At 41.0% G+C, this 23,409-nt stretch carries 24 protein-coding genes and 1 riboswitch; of the genes, 10 read left to right on the top strand and 14 right to left on the bottom strand.

Annotation, left to right across the window (positions count from 1 at the left end; genetic code table 11):
- Positions 1-42: 42 nt before the first annotated feature.
- The 4 genes from FILTAD_RS04325 to mutY all read right to left on the bottom strand — a co-directional run bounded on the left by FILTAD_RS04325 (position 43) and on the right by mutY (position 4,087).
- Positions 43-1,800 (bottom strand): ABC transporter ATP-binding protein, encoded by a 1,758-nt coding sequence (locus FILTAD_RS04325; RefSeq protein WP_124069280.1) that lies wholly within the window; start codon positions 1,798-1,800, stop codon positions 43-45.
- A 62-nt stretch (positions 1,801-1,862) separates the two neighbouring features.
- Positions 1,863-2,408: a nucleoside tri-diphosphate phosphatase gene (gene ntdP / locus FILTAD_RS04320; RefSeq protein ID WP_124069305.1), complete on the bottom strand. Its 546-nt coding sequence runs from the start codon at positions 2,406-2,408 to the stop codon at positions 1,863-1,865.
- A gap of 300 nt (positions 2,409-2,708) precedes the next feature.
- On the bottom strand, positions 2,709-2,927 hold the full coding sequence (locus FILTAD_RS04315; RefSeq protein WP_124069279.1) for a gamma-type small acid-soluble spore protein: 219 nt from the start codon (positions 2,925-2,927) through the stop codon (positions 2,709-2,711).
- A gap of 92 nt (positions 2,928-3,019) precedes the next feature.
- A complete protein-coding gene (gene mutY / locus FILTAD_RS04310) occupies positions 3,020-4,087 on the bottom strand; it encodes an A/G-specific adenine glycosylase (protein WP_124069304.1) in 1,068 nt (355 codons plus the stop codon).
- Positions 4,088-4,213: 126 nt separating this feature from the next.
- Here mutY and FILTAD_RS04305 point away from each other — a divergent pair, with 126 nt between their 5' ends.
- Positions 4,214-5,197 carry a metal-dependent hydrolase gene (locus FILTAD_RS04305; protein ID WP_124069278.1) on the top strand — a complete coding sequence of 328 codons (984 nt, stop codon included), beginning with the start codon at positions 4,214-4,216 and terminating at the stop codon, positions 5,195-5,197.
- A 55-nt stretch (positions 5,198-5,252) separates the two neighbouring features.
- On the opposite strand, the gene FILTAD_RS04300 is transcribed toward FILTAD_RS04305, so the two are convergent.
- Positions 5,253-5,585 carry a YfhH family protein gene (locus tag FILTAD_RS04300; RefSeq protein ID WP_124069277.1) on the bottom strand — a complete coding sequence of 111 codons (333 nt, stop codon included), beginning with the start codon at positions 5,583-5,585 and terminating at the stop codon, positions 5,253-5,255.
- Positions 5,575-6,387, bottom strand: a complete 813-nt coding sequence (gene recX / locus FILTAD_RS04295; protein ID WP_124069276.1) for a recombination regulator RecX — start codon at positions 6,385-6,387, stop codon at positions 5,575-5,577. The genes FILTAD_RS04300 and recX overlap by 11 nt, the downstream gene beginning before the upstream one ends.
- Positions 6,388-6,519: 132 nt before the next feature.
- On the opposite strand from recX, the gene FILTAD_RS04290 reads away from it, so the two are divergent.
- Complete coding sequence (locus FILTAD_RS04290) at positions 6,520-7,323, top strand: polysaccharide deacetylase family protein (protein ID WP_124069303.1); 804 nt, start codon at positions 6,520-6,522, stop codon at positions 7,321-7,323.
- A 275-nt stretch (positions 7,324-7,598) separates the two neighbouring features.
- On the opposite strand, the gene FILTAD_RS04285 is transcribed toward FILTAD_RS04290, so the two are convergent.
- Positions 7,599-8,867, bottom strand: coding sequence for an MFS transporter (locus FILTAD_RS04285; RefSeq protein ID WP_486599172.1), 1,269 nt, complete (start codon positions 8,865-8,867; stop codon positions 7,599-7,601).
- A gap of 571 nt (positions 8,868-9,438) precedes the next feature.
- On the opposite strand from FILTAD_RS04285, the gene FILTAD_RS04280 reads away from it, so the two are divergent.
- The gene (locus FILTAD_RS04280) at positions 9,439-9,621 is read left to right on the top strand and encodes an SE1561 family protein (protein ID WP_124069275.1); all 183 of its coding nucleotides are present in this window, start codon (positions 9,439-9,441) and stop codon (positions 9,619-9,621) included.
- Positions 9,622-9,960: 339 nt separating this feature from the next.
- The gene (locus FILTAD_RS04275) at positions 9,961-11,820 is read left to right on the top strand and encodes a heavy metal translocating P-type ATPase (protein ID WP_124069301.1); all 1,860 of its coding nucleotides are present in this window, start codon (positions 9,961-9,963) and stop codon (positions 11,818-11,820) included.
- A 146-nt stretch (positions 11,821-11,966) separates the two neighbouring features.
- On the opposite strand, the gene FILTAD_RS04270 is transcribed toward FILTAD_RS04275, so the two are convergent.
- A complete protein-coding gene (locus FILTAD_RS04270; protein WP_124069300.1) occupies positions 11,967-12,881 on the bottom strand; it encodes a YihY/virulence factor BrkB family protein in 915 nt (304 codons plus the stop codon).
- Between the two features lie 107 nt (positions 12,882-12,988).
- Positions 12,989-13,369, bottom strand: coding sequence for a YtxH domain-containing protein (locus FILTAD_RS04265; protein WP_124069274.1), 381 nt, complete (start codon positions 13,367-13,369; stop codon positions 12,989-12,991).
- A gap of 226 nt (positions 13,370-13,595) precedes the next feature.
- Here FILTAD_RS04265 and FILTAD_RS04260 point away from each other — a divergent pair, with 226 nt between their 5' ends.
- Positions 13,596-14,963 (top strand): alanine/glycine:cation symporter family protein, encoded by a 1,368-nt coding sequence (locus FILTAD_RS04260; RefSeq protein ID WP_124069273.1) that lies wholly within the window; start codon positions 13,596-13,598, stop codon positions 14,961-14,963.
- A 75-nt stretch (positions 14,964-15,038) separates the two neighbouring features.
- Positions 15,039-15,260, top strand: coding sequence for a DUF1128 domain-containing protein (locus FILTAD_RS04255; RefSeq protein WP_124069272.1), 222 nt, complete (start codon positions 15,039-15,041; stop codon positions 15,258-15,260).
- A 77-nt stretch (positions 15,261-15,337) separates the two neighbouring features.
- Here FILTAD_RS04255 and motB read toward each other — a convergent pair whose 3' ends face one another.
- Together motB and motA are read right to left on the bottom strand one after the other, a co-directional pair.
- Positions 15,338-16,096 carry a flagellar motor protein MotB gene (motB, locus tag FILTAD_RS04250; RefSeq protein ID WP_203229647.1) on the bottom strand — a complete coding sequence of 253 codons (759 nt, stop codon included), beginning with the start codon at positions 16,094-16,096 and terminating at the stop codon, positions 15,338-15,340.
- Complete coding sequence (motA, locus tag FILTAD_RS04245) at positions 16,080-16,895, bottom strand: flagellar motor stator protein MotA (protein WP_124069270.1); 816 nt, start codon at positions 16,893-16,895, stop codon at positions 16,080-16,082. Before motA ends, motB begins: the two co-directional genes overlap by 17 nt.
- 193 nt (positions 16,896-17,088) lie before the next feature.
- Here motA and FILTAD_RS04240 point away from each other — a divergent pair, with 193 nt between their 5' ends.
- From FILTAD_RS04240 to FILTAD_RS04235, 3 genes are all read left to right on the top strand, one after another.
- The gene (locus tag FILTAD_RS04240; RefSeq protein WP_124069269.1) at positions 17,089-18,321 is read left to right on the top strand and encodes an aminopeptidase; all 1,233 of its coding nucleotides are present in this window, start codon (positions 17,089-17,091) and stop codon (positions 18,319-18,321) included.
- Positions 18,322-18,436: 115 nt separating this feature from the next.
- Entirely contained in the window at positions 18,437-18,577 is a 141-nt protein-coding gene (locus FILTAD_RS15935) for a hypothetical protein (RefSeq protein WP_203229646.1), read from the top strand.
- Positions 18,578-18,656: 79 nt separating this feature from the next.
- Positions 18,657-19,232: a beta-class carbonic anhydrase gene (locus tag FILTAD_RS04235; protein WP_124069268.1), complete on the top strand. Its 576-nt coding sequence runs from the start codon at positions 18,657-18,659 to the stop codon at positions 19,230-19,232.
- A gap of 100 nt (positions 19,233-19,332) precedes the next feature.
- Here the strand turns inward: FILTAD_RS04235 and FILTAD_RS04230 are convergent, their stop codons facing one another.
- Both FILTAD_RS04230 and FILTAD_RS04225 read right to left on the bottom strand, forming a co-directional pair.
- Positions 19,333-19,878: a GNAT family N-acetyltransferase gene (locus FILTAD_RS04230; RefSeq protein ID WP_124069267.1), complete on the bottom strand. Its 546-nt coding sequence runs from the start codon at positions 19,876-19,878 to the stop codon at positions 19,333-19,335.
- Between the two features lie 7 nt (positions 19,879-19,885).
- Complete coding sequence (locus tag FILTAD_RS04225) at positions 19,886-21,688, bottom strand: M3 family oligoendopeptidase (protein WP_124069266.1); 1,803 nt, start codon at positions 21,686-21,688, stop codon at positions 19,886-19,888.
- Positions 21,689-21,882: 194 nt separating this feature from the next.
- Here FILTAD_RS04225 and FILTAD_RS04220 point away from each other — a divergent pair, with 194 nt between their 5' ends.
- A complete protein-coding gene (locus tag FILTAD_RS04220; RefSeq protein ID WP_124069265.1) occupies positions 21,883-22,605 on the top strand; it encodes a tryptophan-rich sensory protein in 723 nt (240 codons plus the stop codon).
- Positions 22,606-22,655: 50 nt separating this feature from the next.
- Here the strand turns inward: FILTAD_RS04220 and thiT are convergent, their stop codons facing one another.
- Positions 22,656-23,210 (bottom strand): energy-coupled thiamine transporter ThiT, encoded by a 555-nt coding sequence (gene thiT / locus FILTAD_RS04215; protein ID WP_124069264.1) that lies wholly within the window; start codon positions 23,208-23,210, stop codon positions 22,656-22,658.
- A gap of 80 nt (positions 23,211-23,290) precedes the next feature.
- Positions 23,291-23,393, bottom strand: a riboswitch (TPP riboswitch).
- Positions 23,394-23,409: the final 16 nt, after the last annotated feature.

The following is a 23,409-nucleotide window of genomic DNA, read 5'->3' as shown; positions in this document are numbered from 1 at the left end:
TCCATGACTTTCGGGGTTGTCCTTTTTAATAAGGCTTAAGTTTTATTTGGCGTGACCTAATGTTTGCACCTGGAAAAGACTATGGTAAATCCCTTCCTTGTCCATTAATTCGTTGTGTGTACCCATTTCTTTCAACTCACCATCATCGATAACCAATATCTTGTCAGCATGTGTAATCGTTGATAAACGATGCGCGACAATGAGAGTTGTTCTGTCATTCTCAAGCCTTCCAAGTGACTCCTGAATAAGCGCTTCGCTCTCAAGATCAAGTGCAGAAGTCGCCTCATCCAAAATGAGAAGAGGTGGATTTTTTAAAAAGACGCGGGCAATGGCGATTCGCTGTTTTTGACCGCCAGATAATTTTACACCACGCTCTCCCACTTTCGTGTCGTAGCCGAGTGGTAAACCTTCTATAAAGTCATGCGCATTCGCCGCTTTTGCTGCTGCTACTACTTCTTCATCAGTAGCATCCGGTTTTCCCATTAAGATATTGCTTTTCACGGAATCACTAAATAAGATGCTATCCTGTAAAACGATACCGATTTGATCCCGCAATGATTTCACTTCTATGTCGCGTAAATCATAGCCGTCAATTCGTACTGCCCCGCCGGTTACATCATGGAACCTTGGAATGAGGCTGATGATTGTCGACTTTCCTCCTCCGCTCATACCTACAAAGGCCACAGTCTCTCCCGAATTCACTGTAAAGTCAATACCATGTAAAACAGGTACTCCGTCTTTTTCGTAGGCAAAACTCACCATTTCAAATTCCAATTTTCCAGAAATAGGTGGTAAAGGTACCGCATCTTTTTTGTCTGTAATCCCATAGGTCTCTTCCATCAAGTCAAAAACGCGATCCATTGACGCAAAAGATTGCGTTAATGAAGTAGATGAATTAACCAATCTACGTAAAGGCCCGTACAATCGGTCAATGAACGCAATGAACGCAACCATTGTTCCAACCGATAAATGACCATTGATAACCTGGTAACCTGCATAAGATAGTACAAGAAGTGGTGCAACATCTGTAATTGTGTTAACAACTGCAAACGCTTTGGCATTCCACCTTGTGTGGTCAAGCGCTTTCTCAAGGAATTGACCATTCGTTTTATCGAAACGTTCCTGCTCAATTTCTTCTAGTGCGAAGCTTTTTATAACACTTACGCCCGCAACACGCTCATGTAAATAACTTTGTACATTTGCAAGGGCCTGGGACCGTTTACCTGTCAATTCTCGAAGCTTGCCAAAGAAATGTTTCACGCTATATGCGTAGAAAGGGAATGCAAGAAGAGTGACCAACGTTAGTGGAACGTCCATTGTAAGCATGATTCCGACTGCGATGAGAATCGTCGCCAGATCAAGCCAAACGTTCATAAGCCCTATCATAACAAAGTTTTTCGTCTGTTCCACGTCATTGATAACACGTGAAATGATTTCACCCGCACGTGTATTTGAGTAGTAACTAAGGCTTAGCTTTTGTAAATGCGCATACAATTCCTGCCGGATGTCATATAAAATCTTGTTACTTACATACTGCGCGTAATATTGCCGGTAATATTCAACTGGCGGTCGGATGATAAAGAAGACCAGTACCGTCCCCCCTAGCCAATAAAATAATTGTCGAGTCATCTCTTCGGAAGACAATGTGTCCGAACCGATAATTTCATCGATAACGATTTTCATAAGTATAGGAATGAAAAGCGGAATCGCAAACTTCACAATCCCGATTAGGATTGTAAGAATGATTTGCAAGTTATACGGTTTAACAAATTTCAAGTAGCGCTTTATGCTATCCCCCATTTAATTGCCTCCTCTTTACGAAAATAGGAAAAGCCCGCCGCGTTTTTTCGCGGTCAGGCTCTTCACCTACTATTTTTGATCTGTTTGTAGAATTCATACCTCGATGTCCAGACCTCTATAAAATCCGGGGCGAAAGGACCCCTGCGTTGTCTTATCCAACTAAGAAGTGTATCGAGATTGCGATGTAATATCTGATCAATAACTTCAGGATATCCCATCTTTTCTTTATGGTCAGCATACTCGTCCTCATCCAATATCATATAACTCATATCAGGAAAGACCTTTACATCAAGATCATAATCGATGTACTTCAGTGATTTGTTATCGTAAACAAACGGAGAACTCATATTAATGTAGTAATAGACGCCATCTTCCCTTAGCATACAAATTATATTGAACCAATGCTCTGCATGGAAATAGCAGATGGAAGGTTCCCGTGTCAACCAAGTGCGACCGTCGGCTTCTGTAACGAGCGTGCGTTCATTAGCTCCGATAACAATGTTACGGGTTCCTTTCAGCACCACCGTTTCTTCCCAAACTCGATGGATATTGCCGTCGTGCTTGTAACTATGTACTTGGATCGTTTCTCCTTCTGTGGCTATTACCATGATTACACCTACCTTTTTGATACCGGAAAGTTTCGAAGCACCATTATATTTCATCATTATACCAATTCAACAGCATAAATTGAAACAATTCAATCCTTACTTTGTATTTACAGCCTTCTATTATGTAATCAATCACGCCTCGGCGTGATTGCGTCCAGATTTTGAATTGAGCTTGTGCCTGCAGGATGCGGCGTTCTTAGTCTGAGTTCCATTATTCAGCGGGGGGTTAACCCCCCGCTGAATCAAGTTAAAAAACCGGCAGAAGCGCTATGCTTCTACCGGCCGGTGATGTCCATCCACTTACTTCGAACCGTTTTCGAACTGATTCGAACGTGCTCCAGAAGCGTTTTTCATGTTCGCTTCAGATTGTTGGTTTTGCTTCCTAACCTGTTCTACATCAGTTATGGAACCAATTTCCTCACTCATGTTGTTCGTGTTTTGTGCTGATTGCTGTTGTGATCGTTGGTTTTGTTTTCGTACCTGATTCGCATCAGTTTGATTCGGGTTGTTGTTAGTCATGGATTTTCACCTCCGTGCTAATAACATGTACAAAAAGGGAGTTCTTTATTCATTGGAATTTATTACAAGGGAAATGAACAGTCGCCGCTACTTTATTTACCGTCATTACCCGTTAATTGCTGTTTGACTTCATCCCAAATCTTCAAAACGGGAACCGGTTTTGGTAATTCCTCAACTTCTTTGTTAGAAAAAAAGTGGTAGCCATCAGGAATCTTATGGTCGCCCTGGATTAGACCCGTATAACAGGTTAAATCCCATGTTAAGTGAGAAAAGACATGTTTGAATGAAAGAAGTTCTGTAAGTTCGATATCACATTCCACCCTTGCTAATTCTTTGGGCGTTTGTAAACTTGCCAATTCAATCATTGGAAATTCCCACAAATTCGCAAGGAGTCCTTTTTCAGAGCGTTTACGAAGTAACCATTCATTTTTTTCATTTCTCATGGCAAATGATGCTACTGGAACAACTTTCATTTTCACTTTTTTCGTCTTAACAGGAAATTCCTCTTGTCTCCCCTCGTTGAAGGCTAGACAAAACTCACGAACCGGACAAAGAAGACATTTTGGCTTTGGCGTGCAAATGGTCGCTCCCAGTTCCATTAACCCCTGATTGAAGGAAGATGGATCCTCTTGATCGATTAAATCCATAATGACGTTTTCAAAAATACGTTTAGTACGGGGAATTGCAATATCGTCATCGATTAGAAGAAGTCTGGATATAACACGCATAACATTGCCATCTACTGCATGCTCCGGAAGCCCGAATGCAATACTTAAAATTGCGCCCGCTGTATATGGACCGATTCCTTTCAACTCCGAAATCTCTTTTCGGCTTGCAGGTACTTCACTTCCGTAGTTTTCCACAACTTCTTTTACACCGGATTGCAAATTTCGTACGCGCGAATAATAGCCAAGACCTTCCCACATTTTCAATAAATCTGACTCATCGGCTTCAACAAGTGATTCCATCGTCGGAAAACGCGCGATAAATCGTTCATAATACGGAATCACTGTATCCACCCGTGTTTGTTGAAGCATTATCTCTGAAACCCATATATAGTATGGATTTGACGTATTTCGCCATGGTAAGTCCCTTTTTTCACGAAGATACCAAGAAAGTAAAGCTTCGCGAAACTTGTCTTTATTCTCAACTATTTGCATCATTTGCTCCTTATCGAATATGCTTATTAGTACTGTGTTTGGGGTATACATTTCGTATATGTAGATAACCTTAAGTGTTTTCATCCAATGCTTCAGGCAATCTTCAGTGCAAAAGGAGTGATTATTTTGGATACTGGAACACATATTGTCATGGGTGTAGCAGTTGGCGGTCTCGCGATGGTGGATCCTGTCGTTTCTTCTAATACCGCAACAATGACTGCTGTCGTTACGGGAATCTTAGTCGGTTCGCTAATCCCTGATATTGATACAGTTTTGAAATTAAGGAACAACGCAGTCTACATTAGGAATCACCGTGGCATAACACATTCGATACCAGCCGTTCTTCTATGGCCGCTAATCATATCAATTCTGTTGTCCTTCCTAATTCCGGATGCCGCCTTCATTCATTTATGGGCCTGGACTTTCTTCGCTGTATTTCTTCATGTATTTGTAGATATTTTCAATTCCTATGGAACACAGGCTTTACGCCCGTTTTCCAATAGATGGATTGCCATTGGTGTTATCAATACATTCGATCCACTCATTTTTGCTTTTCACATTACTGCCATTATTATTTGGGCACTAGGTGCAAATCCTATATACACATTCTCAATACTGTATGCAGTCGTTTTTCTCTATTACTTGTTACGTTTCTTGGTGAAATCAGCTGTAAAAAAAGCTGTATACAATACTGTTCCCGACGCAAATGAAATTATCATCATTCCTACAATGCGCTTTTTCCAATGGAGGATAGCTGCCTCTTCTGACACATGCCACTATGTTGGACGCGCTTACGGCAGATCCATAACGATTTACGACCGATTCGATAGGCAGCCAATGCCAAAAATGCCTGAAGTAGATGTAGCAATGAGCGACAAAAACGTGGAGGCCTTTACTTCATTTTCGCCAATTTATAGATGGTCCATTTCAACTGCAGGTAATATGACAGAGGTGCGGCTTATCGATCTTCGCTACCGGAGTAAGGGTTATTATCCATTCGTCGCAGTCGCACATGTCGACAAAGACTTGAATGTTGTAAACTCCTATACAGGTTGGATTTTTTCAGAGGACAAGCTTCGTAAGAAATTGAATTTCATACCCAATTCGTAAATAGCAGTCGGTGCCATTCAATTGGCACCGTGGATGTTAGTGCGCTTATAAGTATTTACTTCCCACTCTTCACTGGTTTCAACATCGCTATAGGCAATGCTTCATCCGCACGTTCTCCACCAAGTCGGTAGCCCCAGGCAAATCGGCCTTTCAAATAATCTACTTGGAAGAACACACCATCATCGCCTTCAATCTTATAGATTTCTCCAGGTATAATTGTTTTCGGATCGATTAAAAAAGACTGGGCCATGACCATTTTCCTTTGATAGACCGCATATTCGTTCAAAATACCAAGTTGTTCGGCTTTTTGTCCTTTTTCGTGCAGTTTACCGATTTCAGTACGTAGCTCGTATTCCGTCATTTCACTATATTTTTTTTCAGTCTCCATTTTCTTCATTCTCCTTTTTTTCAATAAAGTTGTCTATTAGGTCAAAAGATATTCCTTTTTGATACATCGCTTGCTTCACTTTATTAGCCCTTGTGCTACCGCTGTATTTCGAACTGTATCTACGCCATACCTTCTCACCAACCGTTTCAGTGATACCCGCCCATTCATCTTCTCCGCGATCAAAATCGATGCCGGCGAGTGCTTGTTTTATAATATCAAACGAATAACCTTTACGGAGCAATGCAGATTGTATTTTTTGTTTAAGTTGGGCAGGAGCAACGGAGCGGTTTGCATTCGCGGCTTTTTCTGCAAGTTTTGTAGCAATTTCGAGTTGTTCATCTTCTGAATAGGAGTCTAACACTTTTTCCTGCAACTCCTTCCTTATCCCTTTTCGTTGTAATTCTTGTTGGATTGCTCGTGGTCCTTTACTGGAAGTCCGTTTTTGCGTTTGAAGTAATGCATCTGAAAAAGTTTCATCATTTAAAAACCCTAGATTTTTCAACTTTACAATGGCTTCCAGTACGATTGCTTCACCGTATCCTGCATCCAGTAGTTTTTTCTTCACTTCAAATTCACTGCGCATTCTAAAGCCAAGGTAATGTAAGGCACGATTGAACGCTTTCTTTATTTCATCTTCATAGACCATCTCATCAATGGACCAATCTTCAAGCGTCATACCTTTTGAAAGCCCAAACTTTACTAGAACTGATTCATGTACGCTGTATGCATACTTTTCATCCAGAAAGATATTGTATCGTTCGTGATCTTTTTTCTGTTGTGTTATTTTTGTAATAACAGGCACTATTTATAAACCTCCCTGCTTTCTTTCAGTATACATGTTCTATCGTTTCGCTTCGGCATAATCGGTTTCATTTCTTGTATAGTTCAGTGTTAACCGCGCATCCTACCTAAAAAGGGAAGGTGCGTTTTAATGATGATAAAACAGCATGGACTTGGTATTTTAGCCGCGGCTTTCATCCTTGTGGCAGGGGTATTATTCAATCCCTTCACTGCTGATGCGGAAGAATTCCATTGGGGGTTCAAAAAAGCAACAGGGGGTACTCCCCCAGATGCGGGAGCTTCACTAAATGCAATGCTTGATAAACACGGCGCTATATACAAAGGTAAACCTGATGAAAAAGTCGCCTATTTGACATTCGATAACGGATACGAAAATGGTTTCACGGAAAGCATTTTAGATACTTTGAAAAAAGAAGATGCACCTGCAACATTTTTCTTAACTGGCCATTACCTGAAAAGTGCTACACCGCTTGTTAAACGAATGATTGCAGAAGGGCACGGCATCGGAAATCACTCTTACGGGCATCCAAACATGGCAAACTTATCAGAAAAACAAATGGAAGAAGAATGGACAAAGTTCGATGATCTATTGAATGAATTAACGGGTGTCAAACGAACTGTCTACGCCAGACCACCAGCAGGCGTGTTTAACGACAAACTTCTTGCTGTAGGAAATAAGCTTGGTTATCGACATATCTTCTGGTCTGTCGCATTCATCGACTGGCATGCCGACAAACCCAAAGGCCGTGATTACGCATATAATAATTTGATGGACCAGCTTCATCCAGGCGCAGTTATATTAATGCATACTGTTGCATCAGACAATGCAGAAGCACTACCATCCTTCATCCAAGACGCAAGAAAAGCAGGCTATACATTCCGCTCACTAGACGACCTGGTCATGGAATACGAAAACATAGACTCGGTACTGAGGTAATAAGAAAAGCGGAAGGCGCCTGCCTAGATGTGACAGGCATAAGACAGATCGACAGTGCGGCGCTTTTTGCCGCACTTTCGGGCTGGCTTATGACCCGAGCATCTGGCGCCTGAAGCTAGACAACAAAGAAAAGTGACAGCGCCTGGGTAGACCCGAAAAGCGCTAGAGGGGCTGAAAGCAATGGCGTACTTTGCCATTTCTTTCAGATCCGAAGCGACTAGAGGGGCTAGGCGCCTGGAACTAGACAACAAAAAGCGTCCTTTGAGGACGCTTTTCTATGCTGTCTCCTCATGTCTCTTGGTCTTCCCTACTAACGATAGGACAAACAAAACTGCTAAAAATAATGCAATCATTAATAAAAAACTAAAACTCGCCTCAAACTCAAGGAATAGCCCGCCAAATAAAGGCCCCGTTAAACTTCCCATACTGAAAAACATTCCGCACAACAAATTCCCTGTCGGCAAATATTCCTTTGGCGTCAAATCAGACATATAGGAAATGCCAAGGGAAAAAATCGAACCAACGAAAAGCCCAGCTATAAAGAACATCGAGACAACAGCAACAACAGAAGTCTCCACCATACTTGCAACAAAAAATGCAATACTACCCCCACTTAAAGCAATAAGAATAACCCGTCTTCTTCCCACTTTGTCAGATAGTATTCCTAGCGGCAGCTGCGAAACGATTCCTCCCACAGAAAACGACGAAAGAATTATGGAAATAGCTGTCAGATTGACGCCACTTCTAAGTGCATACACCGGATACATCGCATTCAAGGTAGACTCAAGAAATCCATACCCAAACGGTCCAAGAAACGCTAACCACGCAACAGCAATTGTTGCTTTGAACCGTTTAAAAACATTTCCTTCCGCCGTTTTCCCTTTCACAATGTCGGGAAATTCATTTTTCAGACTAAAGACAAGCGACCATGCAAGTAAACAAAGAATGCCCGAAACGATAAAAGGTAACCCTTCGAATACATCGACAAGCTTTACAAATAATGGACCTGCCGCAAAGCCCAATCCAAACGACATACCGTAAATCGCGATATTCCGGCCTAGCCGATGTTGCGGAGAAAAACTTGTAATCCACGTCTGGGTAGAAAAGTGGAGAGCATGGTCCCCTATTCCTATTAGTAAACGCAATATGTACCAAAACACAACACTTTTCCATAAAGGAAATAATAGTAGGGACATGAAAACAAGTAATCCCCCACCGATAATAATTGGCTTGTAACCAAAACGTCTTAGAGGAGCCTCCATAAATGGTGAAACAAGTAAAGTCCCAATGTATAAGCCTGTCGCATTTAAACCGTTCAACGTACTTGAAACGCCATCACGTTCGAAGATGGCCGAAATAAGTGGTAGTAACATCCCTTGGGAAAACCCAGAAATAGAGACGATGATGACAAGTATCCAAAACCTTTTCTTTTCCGTTTGTATAAAAGTATTCATTTCCTTACGCTCCTTATTTAAGATCAATCGCGCCTCGGCGTGATTGCGTCCAGATTTTGAATTGAGCTTGTGCCTGCAGGACGCAGGTATGCAACCTTTGCCGCAGGAAGCGGCGTACTTAGGTTGCCTTCCCTTTTGATTCCCTTCAAAATCTGTGACATCCGCCGGAGGCCTAACTTGATTCAGCAGGGGTTTGAATCCCCACAGAATTAGAATGTATATCTGGCGTTAATCCCGCCACTTATGTAAGTGGGGGACTTCCGCTGAATTAAGTTAAGCATGCTATAATCTTAACACAAGAAAATGATGGACTTTGAAATAATGATATAAAACAAAAAAGACCCAGTCCCCATCTGTTTCGCAGATTAAGACTGGGCCTTACTTATGAATAGAACTTTCATTTTCAATTTCCATAATTCGTAGTTGTCATCAGATAGAAAACCATCAGACGTTTACGGATCCCCTCCTCTAATTTCGGATTCGATTCATCAACTTCCACTACGCCCTCCCTTTCATTTGATTAACTGTATCATATCATGTAAATTATTTATTGTAAAGGTTTAGTTAAATCAAATAATTAGTTTTCTCATTTTCTCGACCATCTAATTGAAAAAAACACTTATTTCATATAGGATGAAAGCATTGGAAAGAGGTGTACGGATTGGATAAAGCACAAAAAAACGGACCCGTTGATGGGTTGAAAACTAGACTTAATCAGTTTTTAGAAACACTTGAAACAATAGAACCTGAAACGGCTGACCTTCATGAAATTGATCGTCTAATTAGCATGGTCGATGAGCTTGAGGAACAAGTAGAAAAAATAAAATCTGAAAAAAAGTCGTAAAAGAACAGAATCAGTTTTAACTTAATGTGCTCTGATGCAGATAACTATCTGCACCAGGGCACTTTTTATCCTTATTAACGTTTAGGCCCCCTCTTTGGTGATTCCCTCCTTATTACTTGAGTCCATCTATAACATTTCTAAACCTTTCATGATATACTGTTAATAATACTGATTATCATGTTATAATAATTATATTCTATAGTTTTATAGTCGATGTATTCTCAATAGCATCGACTTTTTTACTTTATTAAGGATTCTCAAAATGATATTCATTCTCATTTAGGAGGGGTTTAATTGATTATCGAAGATGAAAGCCAAACAAGACAATCTATAAGCTGGATGACCCATATTGAGCTAATTGCCGCTATTATTGCCGGCATTCTTATTTTTCTTGCCTGGTTAATGGGGGGAAATGAAGCAGAAACACTGTCTATCACCTTCTACATCATCGCTTTTCTAATCGGCGGCTATGCCAAAGCAAAAGAGGGAATCGAAGAGACTGTTAAAAACAAAGAACTGAATGTCGAAATGCTTATGGTATTTGCGGCGGTTGGTTCGGCATTGATTGGCTACTGGGCAGAAGGTGCAATACTTATATTCATCTTCGCAATTAGTGGTGCACTTGAAACCTATACATTGAATAAAAGCCATAAAGAGATTTCCGCACTTATGGAATTACAACCAGAAGAAGCGTGGCTTATTCAACAAGATGGTTCGGAAAAGAAAGTTGCAACGAATACCCTACCAGTCGGGGCTACTCTTTTAGTGAAACCTGGCGAACGAATCCCAGTTGACGGCAAAATTAGTAAAGGGACAACATCAATAGATATGTCCGCCATTAACGGTGAGTCAATTCCCGTCACGAAAGACGTTAGGGACGAATTATTTGCAGGGACTGTCAACTTAAGCGGGGCTATTCAAATGGAAATGACTAAGCCCAGTTCTGAAACACTTTTCCAAAAAATCATCACGCTCGTTCAAAGTGCACAAAGTGAAAAATCACCTTCCCAACAATTCATCGAGCGGTTTGAAGGGACATATGTCAAAGTAGTCATTGTAAGTGTTCTGATTATGATGGTCTTGCCACACTTTGTGTTCGGCTGGGACTGGATGACGACTATTTATCGTGCAATTGTTCTACTAGTTGTTGCCTCTCCTTGTGCACTTGTTGCTTCTATTATGCCTGCTACACTTGCAGCAGTTTCAAATGGTGCTAAACGCGGAATTCTATTTAAGGGCGGCGTTCACCTTGAACATCTGGATTCACTTAAGGCGATGGCATTTGACAAAACAGGCACACTCACTACTGGTAAACCCGTCGTTACAGACTTCCTTGTACGTGATGGAGATAGTCAGGATGAAGCTTTGGCACTTCTTGCAAGTATTGAATCACAATCCAATCACCCATTGGCTATCGCGATTACCAATTTTGCCGCCAAACAAAATGTACCACTTACACGTAATCTACAGATCAAGGATGTACCAGGTCATGGAATTCAAGCTTTTACTGATTCAGGCGAACTACTTGTTGGTAATCCACGTTTTGTTGGTAAGGAGATAGCAGAATCATTCCACCATGGGGTTGCAGCAACTCTTGCCGAAGAAGGTAAAACAGTTATTTTCCTAAAAGATGACAAAGGCATAATGGCTGTCGCCGCCCTGAAAGATACGTTACGTCCTGATGCGGTGCAAGCAATACTAAACTTAAAGCAAGCTGGTCTGTTCACTGTAATGCTAACAGGTGACAACGAAAAGACGGCTGCCGCTATCGCAAAAGAAGCAGGCGTAGACGCATATGTAGCCGAATGTTTACCAGAAAACAAGGTGGAACATCTAAAACAGCTAATGGGTAAACACAAAACGGTTGGAATGGTTGGAGACGGTATTAACGACGCCCCTGCCCTTGCGACTGCAACATCAGGAATTGCAATGGGAGATGGCACAGACGTTGCTCTTGAGACAGCAGATATCGTCCTTATGCAAAATGATTTGACGCGAATTTCATACGCTTTAAGGTTATCGCGCAAAATGCAGCGAATCGTAAAACAGAACGTGTTCTTTTCGATTACGGTTATTGCGATATTGATCATTTCCAACTTCATGCAAGTTGTTGATTTGCCTTTAGGAGTTATAGGTCACGAAGGCAGTACAATACTTGTTATTTTAAATGGTTTGCGCATGCTCAATCGATTGGAATAAGCCAATACTTTAAGTATATGCTGATATAAAGGATCCTTTCAACAACGCTCGGCGCCTTACAGGGGTAGCCTTCGCTGGAGATTATATAGAATCAATAGTTCAACCTATAAAATCACTTTATCATTTAAAAAAGCAATGCAGTTTAGTTAAACTGCATTGCTTTTTTCTTTTGCATGTTTTGCTTCTTGACGTTCTGTCATAACTGCATTCAATTGTCCGCCAAGCATGAGAATGATAGCTGAGAAGTACATCCACATCATCAAAACAATAATCCCACCAATACTTCCATACGTATTGGAATAATTCCCATAGCTTCCGACATAGAATGAGAAAGCTAGGGACGCAATAATCCATCCGACCGTTGCAAATATAGCGCCAGGATACACACTTTTAAATTTCACTTTCAAATTCGGTACTAGCCAGTAAATCAATGTAAATACAACATAGATAAGGGCCGGTGGCAAAACCCACCGCAAACTGCTCCATAAAGTGAGAAAGCCTCCCTCAAGTCCAAGATACGAAAATACAAATATTCCAATCTGTTTACCGAAAACGGGTAACACAAGTGCAATAATAAGGACGCCAATTAGCATAAGGGTGAAAATGATAGACATTCCCCTCGCTACGATAAATGAGCGGGTCTCTTCGGTAAAGTAGGATCTATTCAATGCCTTCGTTAATGCATTCATCCCCTTGGAGGCAGACCAAACTGTTGCAAGAGCACCGATTGACAAAAGACTTGCATTACTATTATTTAAAATATCTTTTAACGTATCTTCAATAAGCATAGAAACACTTCCAGGTGCATAATCCCGTATGAACAACATTATCTCTGTTTGGTCAAGATTCAAATAAGGTAATAATGTAAATAAGAAGATTAATAGAGGAAATAATGACAATAGGAAAAAGAAAGCCAATTGCGAGCCTAAGCCCGTAACATCGACTTTTTTAATCCGGACAAGCAGTTCTTTGAAAAAACCATTTGTCGTTGTAACATCAAATTGCTCCAGGTCACCTTCTTTTACATCTTCGAAAAATCGCATAAGTGCAAAGTCTTTCATGAATCCACTTTTTTTCTTCTCCCCATTGAGAGACCTATCGTCTTTAATGGGGAGAGGAGTTGAGATTTTATTCTTTTTCACATTTTTTTCAGTCCTTTCGACACCTTTCACTTTTTTACTATGGGAAGTTCACTTTTAGGTGTCTCAGTGATAATTGACTTGTATTCATCCTTGGATTCCGTAAAAGCTTCCTTCGTATTGACCATTAAGTCTTTAACTTGAGGAGTAAGTGATTTCAATTCATCAACCTGTTCTTTAATATATGTGGCGTCTCCAGATAATTGCTCATATACAGACTGCACTTTTTCTGTTTTCTCTTGTATCTTCCATTTAAGTATGTCTGGATTTTTTTTATAAAAACGTACATCTGTCACGGAATCCCGTATTTTTTTTGTTACCTGTATACGAGTATTTCGATCCAACATGCTTACTAAACCACCGGAAAGTGCGCCATAAATAATGAATTTACCTAATTTGTTTCTGCCCATGTCTTCCCCTCCACTTTAAACTAAATTCGTATACATCATTATACCCGCAGTTGTAGAAAAACAAACAAATTAGTCGAAATAGAAAAAATAAAACTTGACTAATACCTGGAATTTTCGGATTATTAACTATAGGTTAATAGATTCAAATAACTGAGAGGCGGTGAAACAATCAATACGGTAATCGGATTAAAAGTAATAGAATCAAACTAAACAGGGGGGTAATAAAATGGGAGCTGTTCAAGAAGTATTAGACAAAATCGGCGGAATTATATGGGGTCCTCCCCTTTTGATTCTACTCGTAGGAACCGGAATTTTCTTGACATTTAGACTAACATTTATCCAGGTACGTTTATTACCATATTCCTTAAAACAAGTCTTTTCAAAACAACACGATAAAAAAGCTGAGGGCGATATTTCACAATTCCAAGCGCTGATGACCGCCATGGCCGCAACAGTCGGGGTAGGCAATATCGTCGGTGTCGCGACCGCCGTTGCAACTGGCGGACCAGGGGCAATCTTCTGGATGTGGCTTGCTGGATTCTTCGGAATGGCAACAAAATATGGAGAAGCAATCCTCGCTGTAAAATACCGAGTAAAAGATGCCAACGGTCAAATGGCTGGAGGCCCGATGTATTATCTTGAGCACGGTTTGAAGCAAAAATGGCTTGGTGTTTTATTTGCCCTTTTCGGTGCCCTTGCAGCATTCGGTATCGGAAATGGAACACAATCCAAGGCAGTGGCAGACGTTGTAAATTCAACATTCAACGTTCCACACTGGATTACAGGAATTGCCTTAGTCATTTTTGGAGCACTTGTTATCCTCGGTGGTATTAAATCAATCGGTAGGGTTACGGCATTTTTCGTTCCTATCATGGCTTTATTTTATTTCATCGCAGGTCTTACTGTCGTTATTATGAACTTTGATATCGTACCTGAAGCGTTTGCTCTTATATTCACAGATGCATTTAGCGGGCAAGCTGTCGCAGGTGGTGCAATCGGAACAGTTATTCGCTTCGGTGTTGCTCGGGGCTTGTTCTCTAACGAAGCTGGTCTGGGCTCTGCGCCGATTGCTGCTGCAGCAGCAAAAACAGATATGCCAGGTCGACAAGCGCTCATTTCTATGACGCAAGTATTTTTTGATACGCTTGTCATCTGTTCAATTACAGGTGTCACAATCGTTATGTCTGGTAAGTGGAAAGATGCATCTATATCAGCGGGTGATTTAACTGCCCAGGCATTTGGTACTTTCCTTGGTGATTTTGGACCCTATGTTGTTGCAATCGGTTTAATCTTCTTTGCGACTTCTACGATTCTCGGTTGGAGCTACTATGGCGAGAAGTGTTTCCAATACTTAGTACCAAATCCGAAACTTGTGTTCATTTACCGTATTGCATTTGTTTTATTCATCTTCGTAGGTGCAACTGTAACACTTGACGTCATTTGGTCATTCGCCGATGTTATGAACGGACTAATGGCTATACCAAACCTAATTGGTCTTCTTGGATTGTCAGGCGTCATTATATATGAAACAAAACGTTTCCAAGCAAAAGTTAAAGAAGAAAAAGAAGAGAAAGAAGCTGCAAAAAGAGCTTAATTATCCATTCAATTTGACACTGTCGGTGAATAATGAAATGATGAAGTGGATGCGAATGAAAGGCGGATACTACTAATGGACCTAACAAAACCGACACCAGAAAATGTGACCTATATGATTGAGCAAATCAAAGAAAAACTCCGCATGGTAAACGTGGATGCTATGAAGGCAGAAAACTTCAGTACATCTAAGTATGAGGATCTACATTATATGTATAAAATGGTCATGAAACGTGAAACAATCACGCCGAATGAAATGCAGGCAATCGCAGCTGAATTGGGATCCATGCGTAGCTAATAAGCTTTGATACTCTCTACACAAATAAAAAGATTCACTGGTATAAGCATACCGGTGAATCTTTTTTTGGGTTCACATCACTCTAGTGGAGTACCGTCTTTCAACACAAGTGGTTGAATGAGTACTTCCACTCTACGGTTTTTACTGCGACCTTCCACAGTATCATTCGGGGCGATGGGATGGAATTCTCCGTATCCTTTTGCGCTGAACAATAGGGGGTTGATCTCCCCATTCTTCACGATAATTTTCAAGAAGTTCACAGCCCTACTAACGCTAAGCTCCCAGTTCGATGCATACTCAGCACTGTTCATCGGCACATTATCTGTATGTCCCGTTACTACAATATGTCGTGGTGGATCAAAAACGAGTAAATCAGAAATCTCATTCGCAATACCCTCATACTCTGGCCTGATTTCTGCTTTTCCCGGGCTAAATAGGATACTGTCCCTTATTGTGACAAGCAGCCCTTCGTCAGTCATTTTTGTTTCAAATTGGTTTTCCAATTCATTTACCGCAATATACTCATCTACTCTATCTTGAATTTTACTAAGTGACTTTTGATCTTCCAAATAGGAAGAGCTTTCCTCTTCCGCCTCTGACTCATCCTTTGGAACTGGTACATGCGTTGGAGCAGTATTATTCATAACTCCCCTGCCGCCATCGAAAATTTCATTAAAAGCAGCCGAAATTTGACTAAACTTCGCTTCATCAACTGAACTTGATGCAAACAATACGATAAATAATGCCAGAAGCAAAGTCATGAGGTCCGAGTAAGGTAGTAGCCAGGATTCATCCATGTGATGATCCGCTTTTTTTTTCTTACGTCTCTTCGACAACCGGACTCGCCTCCTCATCCGCAGAAGTAGGTTTAGCTAGCTTACGACGTTCTTCCGCAGACAGGTAAGATGAAAGTTTTTGTTCGATGACCCTTGGCGCTTCTCCCTCAAGAACTGAAAGAATTCCTTCAATCATCATCATCTTTTGTCTAACTTCTTCGCTCGATTTTCGCTTCAACTTGTTCGCAAACGGATGCCATAGTACATACCCGGTAAATATTCCAAGTAACGTTGCTATAAAGGCGGCAGAAATCGCATGACCTAATGCTTCAACGTCATTTAGATTACCAAGTGCCGCAATAAGACCGACCACGGCGCCAAGAACGCCAAGTGTTGGTGCATATGTTCCTGCTTGGGAAAAGATTAACGCCCCAGCCGAATGCCTATTTTCCATCGCATCCACTTCTTCGGTTAGAACATCACGAATATAATCAGCATTTTGTCCATCTATAGCAAGGCCAAGGCCGTTCTTTAAAAACGAATCCTGGATTTCATCGGTTTTCGCCTCCAAAGATAACAGCCCTTCACGACGTGCAACGTCTGCCCACCCCGAAAACATACGGATTATATCTGAGTCCGATGCAAGTTTTTGTTCTTTAAAGATTATGCCAAATAGCTTCGGCACACGCTTCAATTCATTCATAGGGAATGCAATGATGACTGCCGCCATCGTTCCGACAATGATGATGAGAAAGGCTGCCATGTTAAAAAGATTTTCCAACGGCGCCCCTTTCATTATCATACCAACGATTAGAGCGACGAATCCAAGTATAAGCCCGATAACTGTAGATAAATCCATATGTTGACCCTCCAAGTATTACTTTCTTCTTCTTATTTCGGCATCTTTTTCATTTTCTTTACATAGTAACACTTATAAAATTGAGAAGTGGTTATTAGATAACTACAAATTATCAAGATGTTCACATGTTGCGGATAAGTGTACAAAATTGGTACTATGGAAGTGTAAGAGTAAGAGAAAGGGGCAATCATTCATGTCGTCATTCGAAAACCAATTATCCCGTTATGCAGATCTTGCAGTACAAGTCGGGGTCAATATCCAACCAAATCAATACCTTTACATCAGTGCATCAACGGATACAACTGAATTCGTTCGTCTTGTTACGGAAAAAGCCTATGAGGCCGGTGCCCGTCAAGTGTTCGTCGATTGGGGCGATGATGCAATTTCCCGTATTCGATTTGAAAAAGCTCCCGCTGAGTCATTTGCTGAATATCCTGATTGGAAGAGAATTGAACGAGAGCAACTCGCGGAAAAAGGTGCCGCTTTCATGAGCATCGTTTCCCAAAGTCCTGATTTGTTGAACGGTATTGATCCACAACGCATCAGTGACTCTCAAAAAGCAGCTGGACAAGCACTCGATAAATATCGCCAATATGTTCAATCTGACAAAATCAGCTGGACTGTTATTGCCGTACCATCTGTTGCTTGGGCTGCTAAAGTATTTCCTGGGCTATCTGAAGATGAACAGCTTTCTGCATTATGGAACGCAATTTTCAAAGCTGTGCGTGCAGATCAAGAAAACTCGGTCCAATCCTGGATAGATCATGATAACAATTTACACGAAAAAGTAGATTATCTAAACGAGAAACGTTTCCTTAAACTACAATACACAGCACCCGGCACCGACTTATCAATCGAATTACCAGAAGGTCATTTATGGTGCGGTGCTGGTAGCGTCAATGAAAAAGGAGACACATTCATGGCGAATATGCCGACTGAGGAAGTATTCACCGTCCCCCTCAAAACTGGCGTTAATGGTTATGTATCTAGCACAAAACCATTAAGTTACGGCGGTAATCTCATTGATAACTTCAAGATCACATTTAAAGAAGGACGAATTGTGGATGTTTCTGCAGAACAGGGAGAAGAAGTTCTAAAACGGCTGATAGAGACAGATGAAGGGGCAAAATATCTTGGCGAAGTGGCACTTGTACCCCATGCATCAGCAATTTCTCAATCGGGACTACTGTTCTATAATACATTATTTGATGAAAATGCATCTAACCACCTTGCAATCGGAAGTGCCTATGCATTCTGTGTAGAAGGCGGTAAAACGATGTCTCGTGAAGAGCTTGAAAAACACGGATTAAACCAAAGCATCACGCATGTAGACTTCATGGTTGGCTCAGACAAAATGGATGTTGACGGGATTCTTTCAGACGGAACTTCTGAACCCGTATTCCGTAATGGGAATTGGGCTTTCTAAATACCGTCACAATTACTAAAAACATTTTATAAACCTCTTAATATAATAAGGTTTTTGTTGTATAATGAGTTTAGTTAACCAATACCATTATCATTGTAGAGAGGGGGGCTTACGCATGGGCTTGATGTTCACAACAGTTATCGGTTTCATGGTGTGCCTTGGAATGTCATCACTTTTCATAATGCATTACCTCCAAACAGCTTTCATTTCTTCAGATGCAGAAATAATTGATCCAAAACCAGATACAAATTATTAAGAGTAGCCGAATGGCTACTCTTTTCTTTTTAATCATTTTTCGATACAATTAACTAAACTACAAGGATTGGGGTAATTTTATGACAATACTTTCAGAGATAATAAACTTCAACAAATCATTTGTTAATGAAAAAGGATATGAGCAATATGCGACAACTAAATTCCCTGATAAGCGGATTGTTGTTTTAACTTGCATGGACACACGACTCACTGAACTATTACACAAAGCAATGGATTTGAAAAATGGCGATGCTAAAATAATCAAAAATGCCGGAGGTCTTGTCACACATCCTTTCGGCAGTATTATGCGTAGCATTATTCTGGCTGTGTACGAACTTAAAGCAGATGAAGTCTATATTATTGGTCATCATGATTGCGGAATGAGCTCTACTAACACTGACCATATTATCGAAAGCATGGTCAATCGTGGCATTGATAAAAGCCTATTCTCGACATTAAAGTATTCTGGTGTTGATATGAAAGATTGGCTACACGGATTTGAAGATGTAACAGAAAGTGTCAGGATGAGTGTCGACGCGGTTCGAAATCATCCACTAATGGATAATGCAGTCCCAGTACATGGTCTAGTTGTGCACCCCGACACTGGTTTACTTGACATTATTGTAGATGGTTATGCTAATACCGAGGAGCAATAATATCGACGTATTTCCCGGGAAATAGACAAAAACCGATTCCTTCTTACAGGAATCGGTTTTTTAACTTTATTAGTATTCTCCGCCAGGCGGCCTTACCCTTTCAAAAATCATCTTCAACCACCGCATACATATAGTGATCTTCCCAAACGCCATTGATGTAAAGAAGCTTTTTCAACAGTCCTTCTTGTTTGAAACCTACTTTTTCCAATAGCTTTACGGACCCGCCATTTCGGGGGGAAACAAATGCTTCAAGCCGATGCAACGCAACTTTTTCAAACGCGAATTTCGTGACAAGTTGAACTGCTTCTGTCCCAATTCCTCGTCCAGTCTCATTCTCGTCTATTGAATAGCCGACAAAACCGCTTGAAAAGGGTAGTCTCTTTATGCTGTACAAAGAGACATGACCGATAAGACTACTAGTATACGCATCGAAGATTCCAAAGTTATATTCTCTTCGATCTCTCATCTGATAAAGTGATTCCCTAATTTTCTCTTTCTGAACAGAGACTGTGAAATATCTTGCTTCATGCCGTGGTTCAAAAACAGACCAATACTCTTTATTGTCAGACAGTAAATCCGTAAAAACCGAAGCATCATCTTCAGTCAATATACGTAAATAACAGGATTGCCCTTCAAGCAAAATCAATAGTAGATCACCCTTTTACCGAAGTTAGTTCTAGGAATTCTTCAACGTCTTTCACACAAAGTGCCACGCCTTTTGCCCAGAATTCCTGTTTCGTTATATCTTCACCAAGATGCTTCATAGCAAGATCCTCGACACTCATCACAGCTGTATCGCGTAAAAGCGCCATATATTTCTCTTCAAATCCTTGCCCTTCTTCAAGCGCCTTCGCATAGATGCTTAGCGAGAACAAGTAGCCAAACGTGTACGGGAAGTTATAGAACTGCACACCTGTAATATAAAAATGCAGTTTTGAAGCCCAAAAGTGGGGATGAGTCGTATCAAGTGCGTCACCATATGCCTCTTGTTGTGCTTCAGACATTAACTCATTCAACCTTGTTGCAGGCACAATACCATTCTTGCGTTCTTCATAAAACCTTGTTTCAAAAAGAAACCTTGCGTGTATGTTCATGAAGAATGCTACACTTCTTTGAATTTTATCTTCAAGTAACGCTAACTTCTCATCGGCCGTTTCAGCAGCTTTTACAGCTGCATCAGCCACAATCATTTCCGCAAATGTTGACGCAGTTTCTGCAACACCCATTGCGTATTGACGATTCATCCAGTGCACCGGTCGAAGTGCATATGAGTGGAACGCATGCCCAAGTTCGTGTGCAAGTGTCGCTACATTCGACATCGAGCCACTATAAGTCATGAATATCCTGGACTGTTCTGACATTGGCATACCTGTACAGAAGCCGCCCGGACGCTTATTGGGACGGTCTTCTGCCTCAATCCAGCTATCTTCAAACGCCTTGCGTGAAAAAGCTTCAAGTTCAGGTCCGAATTCACCAAACTGTTTCAAGATGAATTCGGCACCTTCCTGATACTCCATCTTTTTCGTTGATGCAGTAACTGGCGCATCCATGTCATACCAGTTCATCTTTTCCGTTCCAAGCATTTTTGCTTTAACAGTTAGATACTCCACAAAAGGTCCTTTATTTGCACCAATTGCTCCCCACATTGCATCGAGTGTATCCTCGCTCATCCGGTTACGAAGAAGTGGTTCTTTTAAGACAGAATCCCAGCCCCTCTTCTCGTATACCGCCAGTCTGAACCCAGCTATTCGATTTAATGCAGTAGCGAAGAAATCTTCTTTTTCTTCCCAAACCTCTTCTAATGCTTCAAATGACATTTTGCGGACATCAGCACTTGCATGAGAGCTTAAGTTATTTGCCTGTCCGACAGAAAGTTCTTTCTCCTTTCCGTCTACTACTAGTCTAATTTTAATGGATCCGACGAGCAAATCGTACAGGCTACCCCACCCATGATAGCCGTCCACACTGAGTGACGTGATTAAGCTTTCCTCTTCCTCGGATAGCTTCAATTCTACTTCTTCACGCCATTCGTTTAATACGAATGAAAGTTCTTTTAGCTCAGACGATTCCATTAAGTCATGCCACGTATTCTCTTCTACTTTTGCTAGTGTCTGTTGAACTTTTAGCATAACCGTAGAAAAACGTGCCCGAAGAGAGCCTACTTCCCCTTGTAGAATAAGGGCTTTTTTGTCAGTCGTATCTGCCGCTAGGAAACAACCGATGACCGCTCCTGCTTGGGACATATTAAGGGTCGAATCTTTAATTTGCTCAATAAGGTCCGCTATTTCTTTTGAAGCATCTCTAGCTGTAGGTACTTCAAATGATGTGGATGTCTTTTCCAATGCATCTATTTTCTTTTTCACTTCATCCAGATGTGTGCGAAGTTCAATCGATTCACTTCCGCCTTTAAAAAATACATCAAGATCCCATACTTCTGAGTACATTTTTTTCGACAATTTAATTTCCCCCTCGACAGTTCCAAATTTTCTAAAAATACATTGTTATTATACCATGAATCTTCGTATTGCGAACTATTTCATTTCTGACACGCATTTGCCGGGTAACACAGTCACTTTGTTACGAAAACTTCATACTTTCTTTCGCAGACTGCGCCTTTCCTCTGTATACTATTCCATAGGAGGATTTAAATATGCTTAGAATACTTATAATGACCTTTTCGCTCATTGCGGTAGTTGCTGTCAATGTAGCAGCAAATATAATTCCCTTCAATGGTAAAACGACAGGGGAAATCGCCAACCGGCTACCGGTACTCTTTACACCTGCAAGCTATGTATTCATCATTTGGGCGGTCATCTTTATGCTCCTGGCCGTTTGGATCTATGTACACAGTAGACGCGGCGAAAGTACTGACCTCTATTTAAATAACTGGAGGGCGGCGCTATTCGTTTTCAGCTGTCTACTGAATATCAGCTGGATTTTACTTTGGCATTACACATTTTTTAATTGGACAATCGTCGTGATGTTCGTACTTCTTCTAACATTGTTTGCTCTTTATTCCACTTATCCAAAACAGGAAAGTCGACAATTCGAGCGACTACCTATCTCTATTTACCTTGGATGGATTTTTGTTGCGACGATTGCAAATGGCAATTATGTCTTAACATTTCATGAGTGGAATGGTTGGGGATTGAGTAATCCTTTATGGACCGTCATTTCTTTATCAGTCGCAACTGCCATCGCGTTGCATTTCTTGTACCATTATAAAGACCGTGCATTGAATGTTGTTTTCATGTGGGCGTTTATAGGTATTGCAGTGAAAAATGGCGTGGATGAATTATTCGTTTCTTCCGCCGCCTTATTCCTGACGGCTGTAATTGGCGTCAGTTTGTTTGTACTAAAAAAACCACATTAAATCATCAAGTGAAAAAATCACCGTTCCCCCATTGAGAGAACGGTGATTTTTCACGCGTGTTTAAGTAAACGCGGTGCGGTTGTTAACAATAAAACAGCAACAATTGCCGATAAAATGATTGACGGTATCATATATGCACCGTTGTAGAGAAGTGAATACAACCAAACAGGCTGATCTCCCGCGTATTGACCAAAAAACACCATTCCACCGATAAAATGAATCACGTAACGGAGGAGTCCACCGAAAATTGTGCCAATAACGATTGCGGTGACCATTAACTTTTTTTCCCCTTTAGCCTTGCTTTTTAAAAGCCATGCAAGTGTAACAGCCGCCAATCCAACAAGTGCGTATGCAACGAAATAGTCAAGCGCAGCTTGAACAGGATGAAAGACGGATCCGCCCATTAGAAGTTGCAATAATCCACTGACGAGTCCTGTCAACATTCCACCAGCTATTCCCCATCTGAATGCCATGACGATGATAGGCAGCATAGAAAGTGTAACGGAGCCGCCTTGTGGCATTTTAAATCCAATCTGATCAAGTACAAACGAAATTGCACCTAAGATTGCGATTTCAAGTAAAATCTGAAGCCGTTTTCGATTCATAATAATTCCTCCTCCTACTCGCTGTCAGAGGTTTGTGGACAAAAAAAAAGATCTCCCGGATAGAACGGGACATCTAGTATGCCAGTTTCCATCCACATCCCTACGCAAGAATAATCTTACAGGTTCGAAGGGTTAGGATAATCCATCCATTCTCAGCCAAAAAAGGCCCCCCTTGTGGTTCAATAATTCTGTTATCTAT

This window comes from Filibacter tadaridae, from assembly GCF_900609045.1.
GTDB lineage: Bacteria > Bacillota > Bacilli > Bacillales_A > Planococcaceae > Sporosarcina > Sporosarcina tadaridae.
The sequence above is the reverse complement of the archived record's forward strand: the minus strand, read 5'-3'. Positions and strand labels throughout refer to the sequence as shown.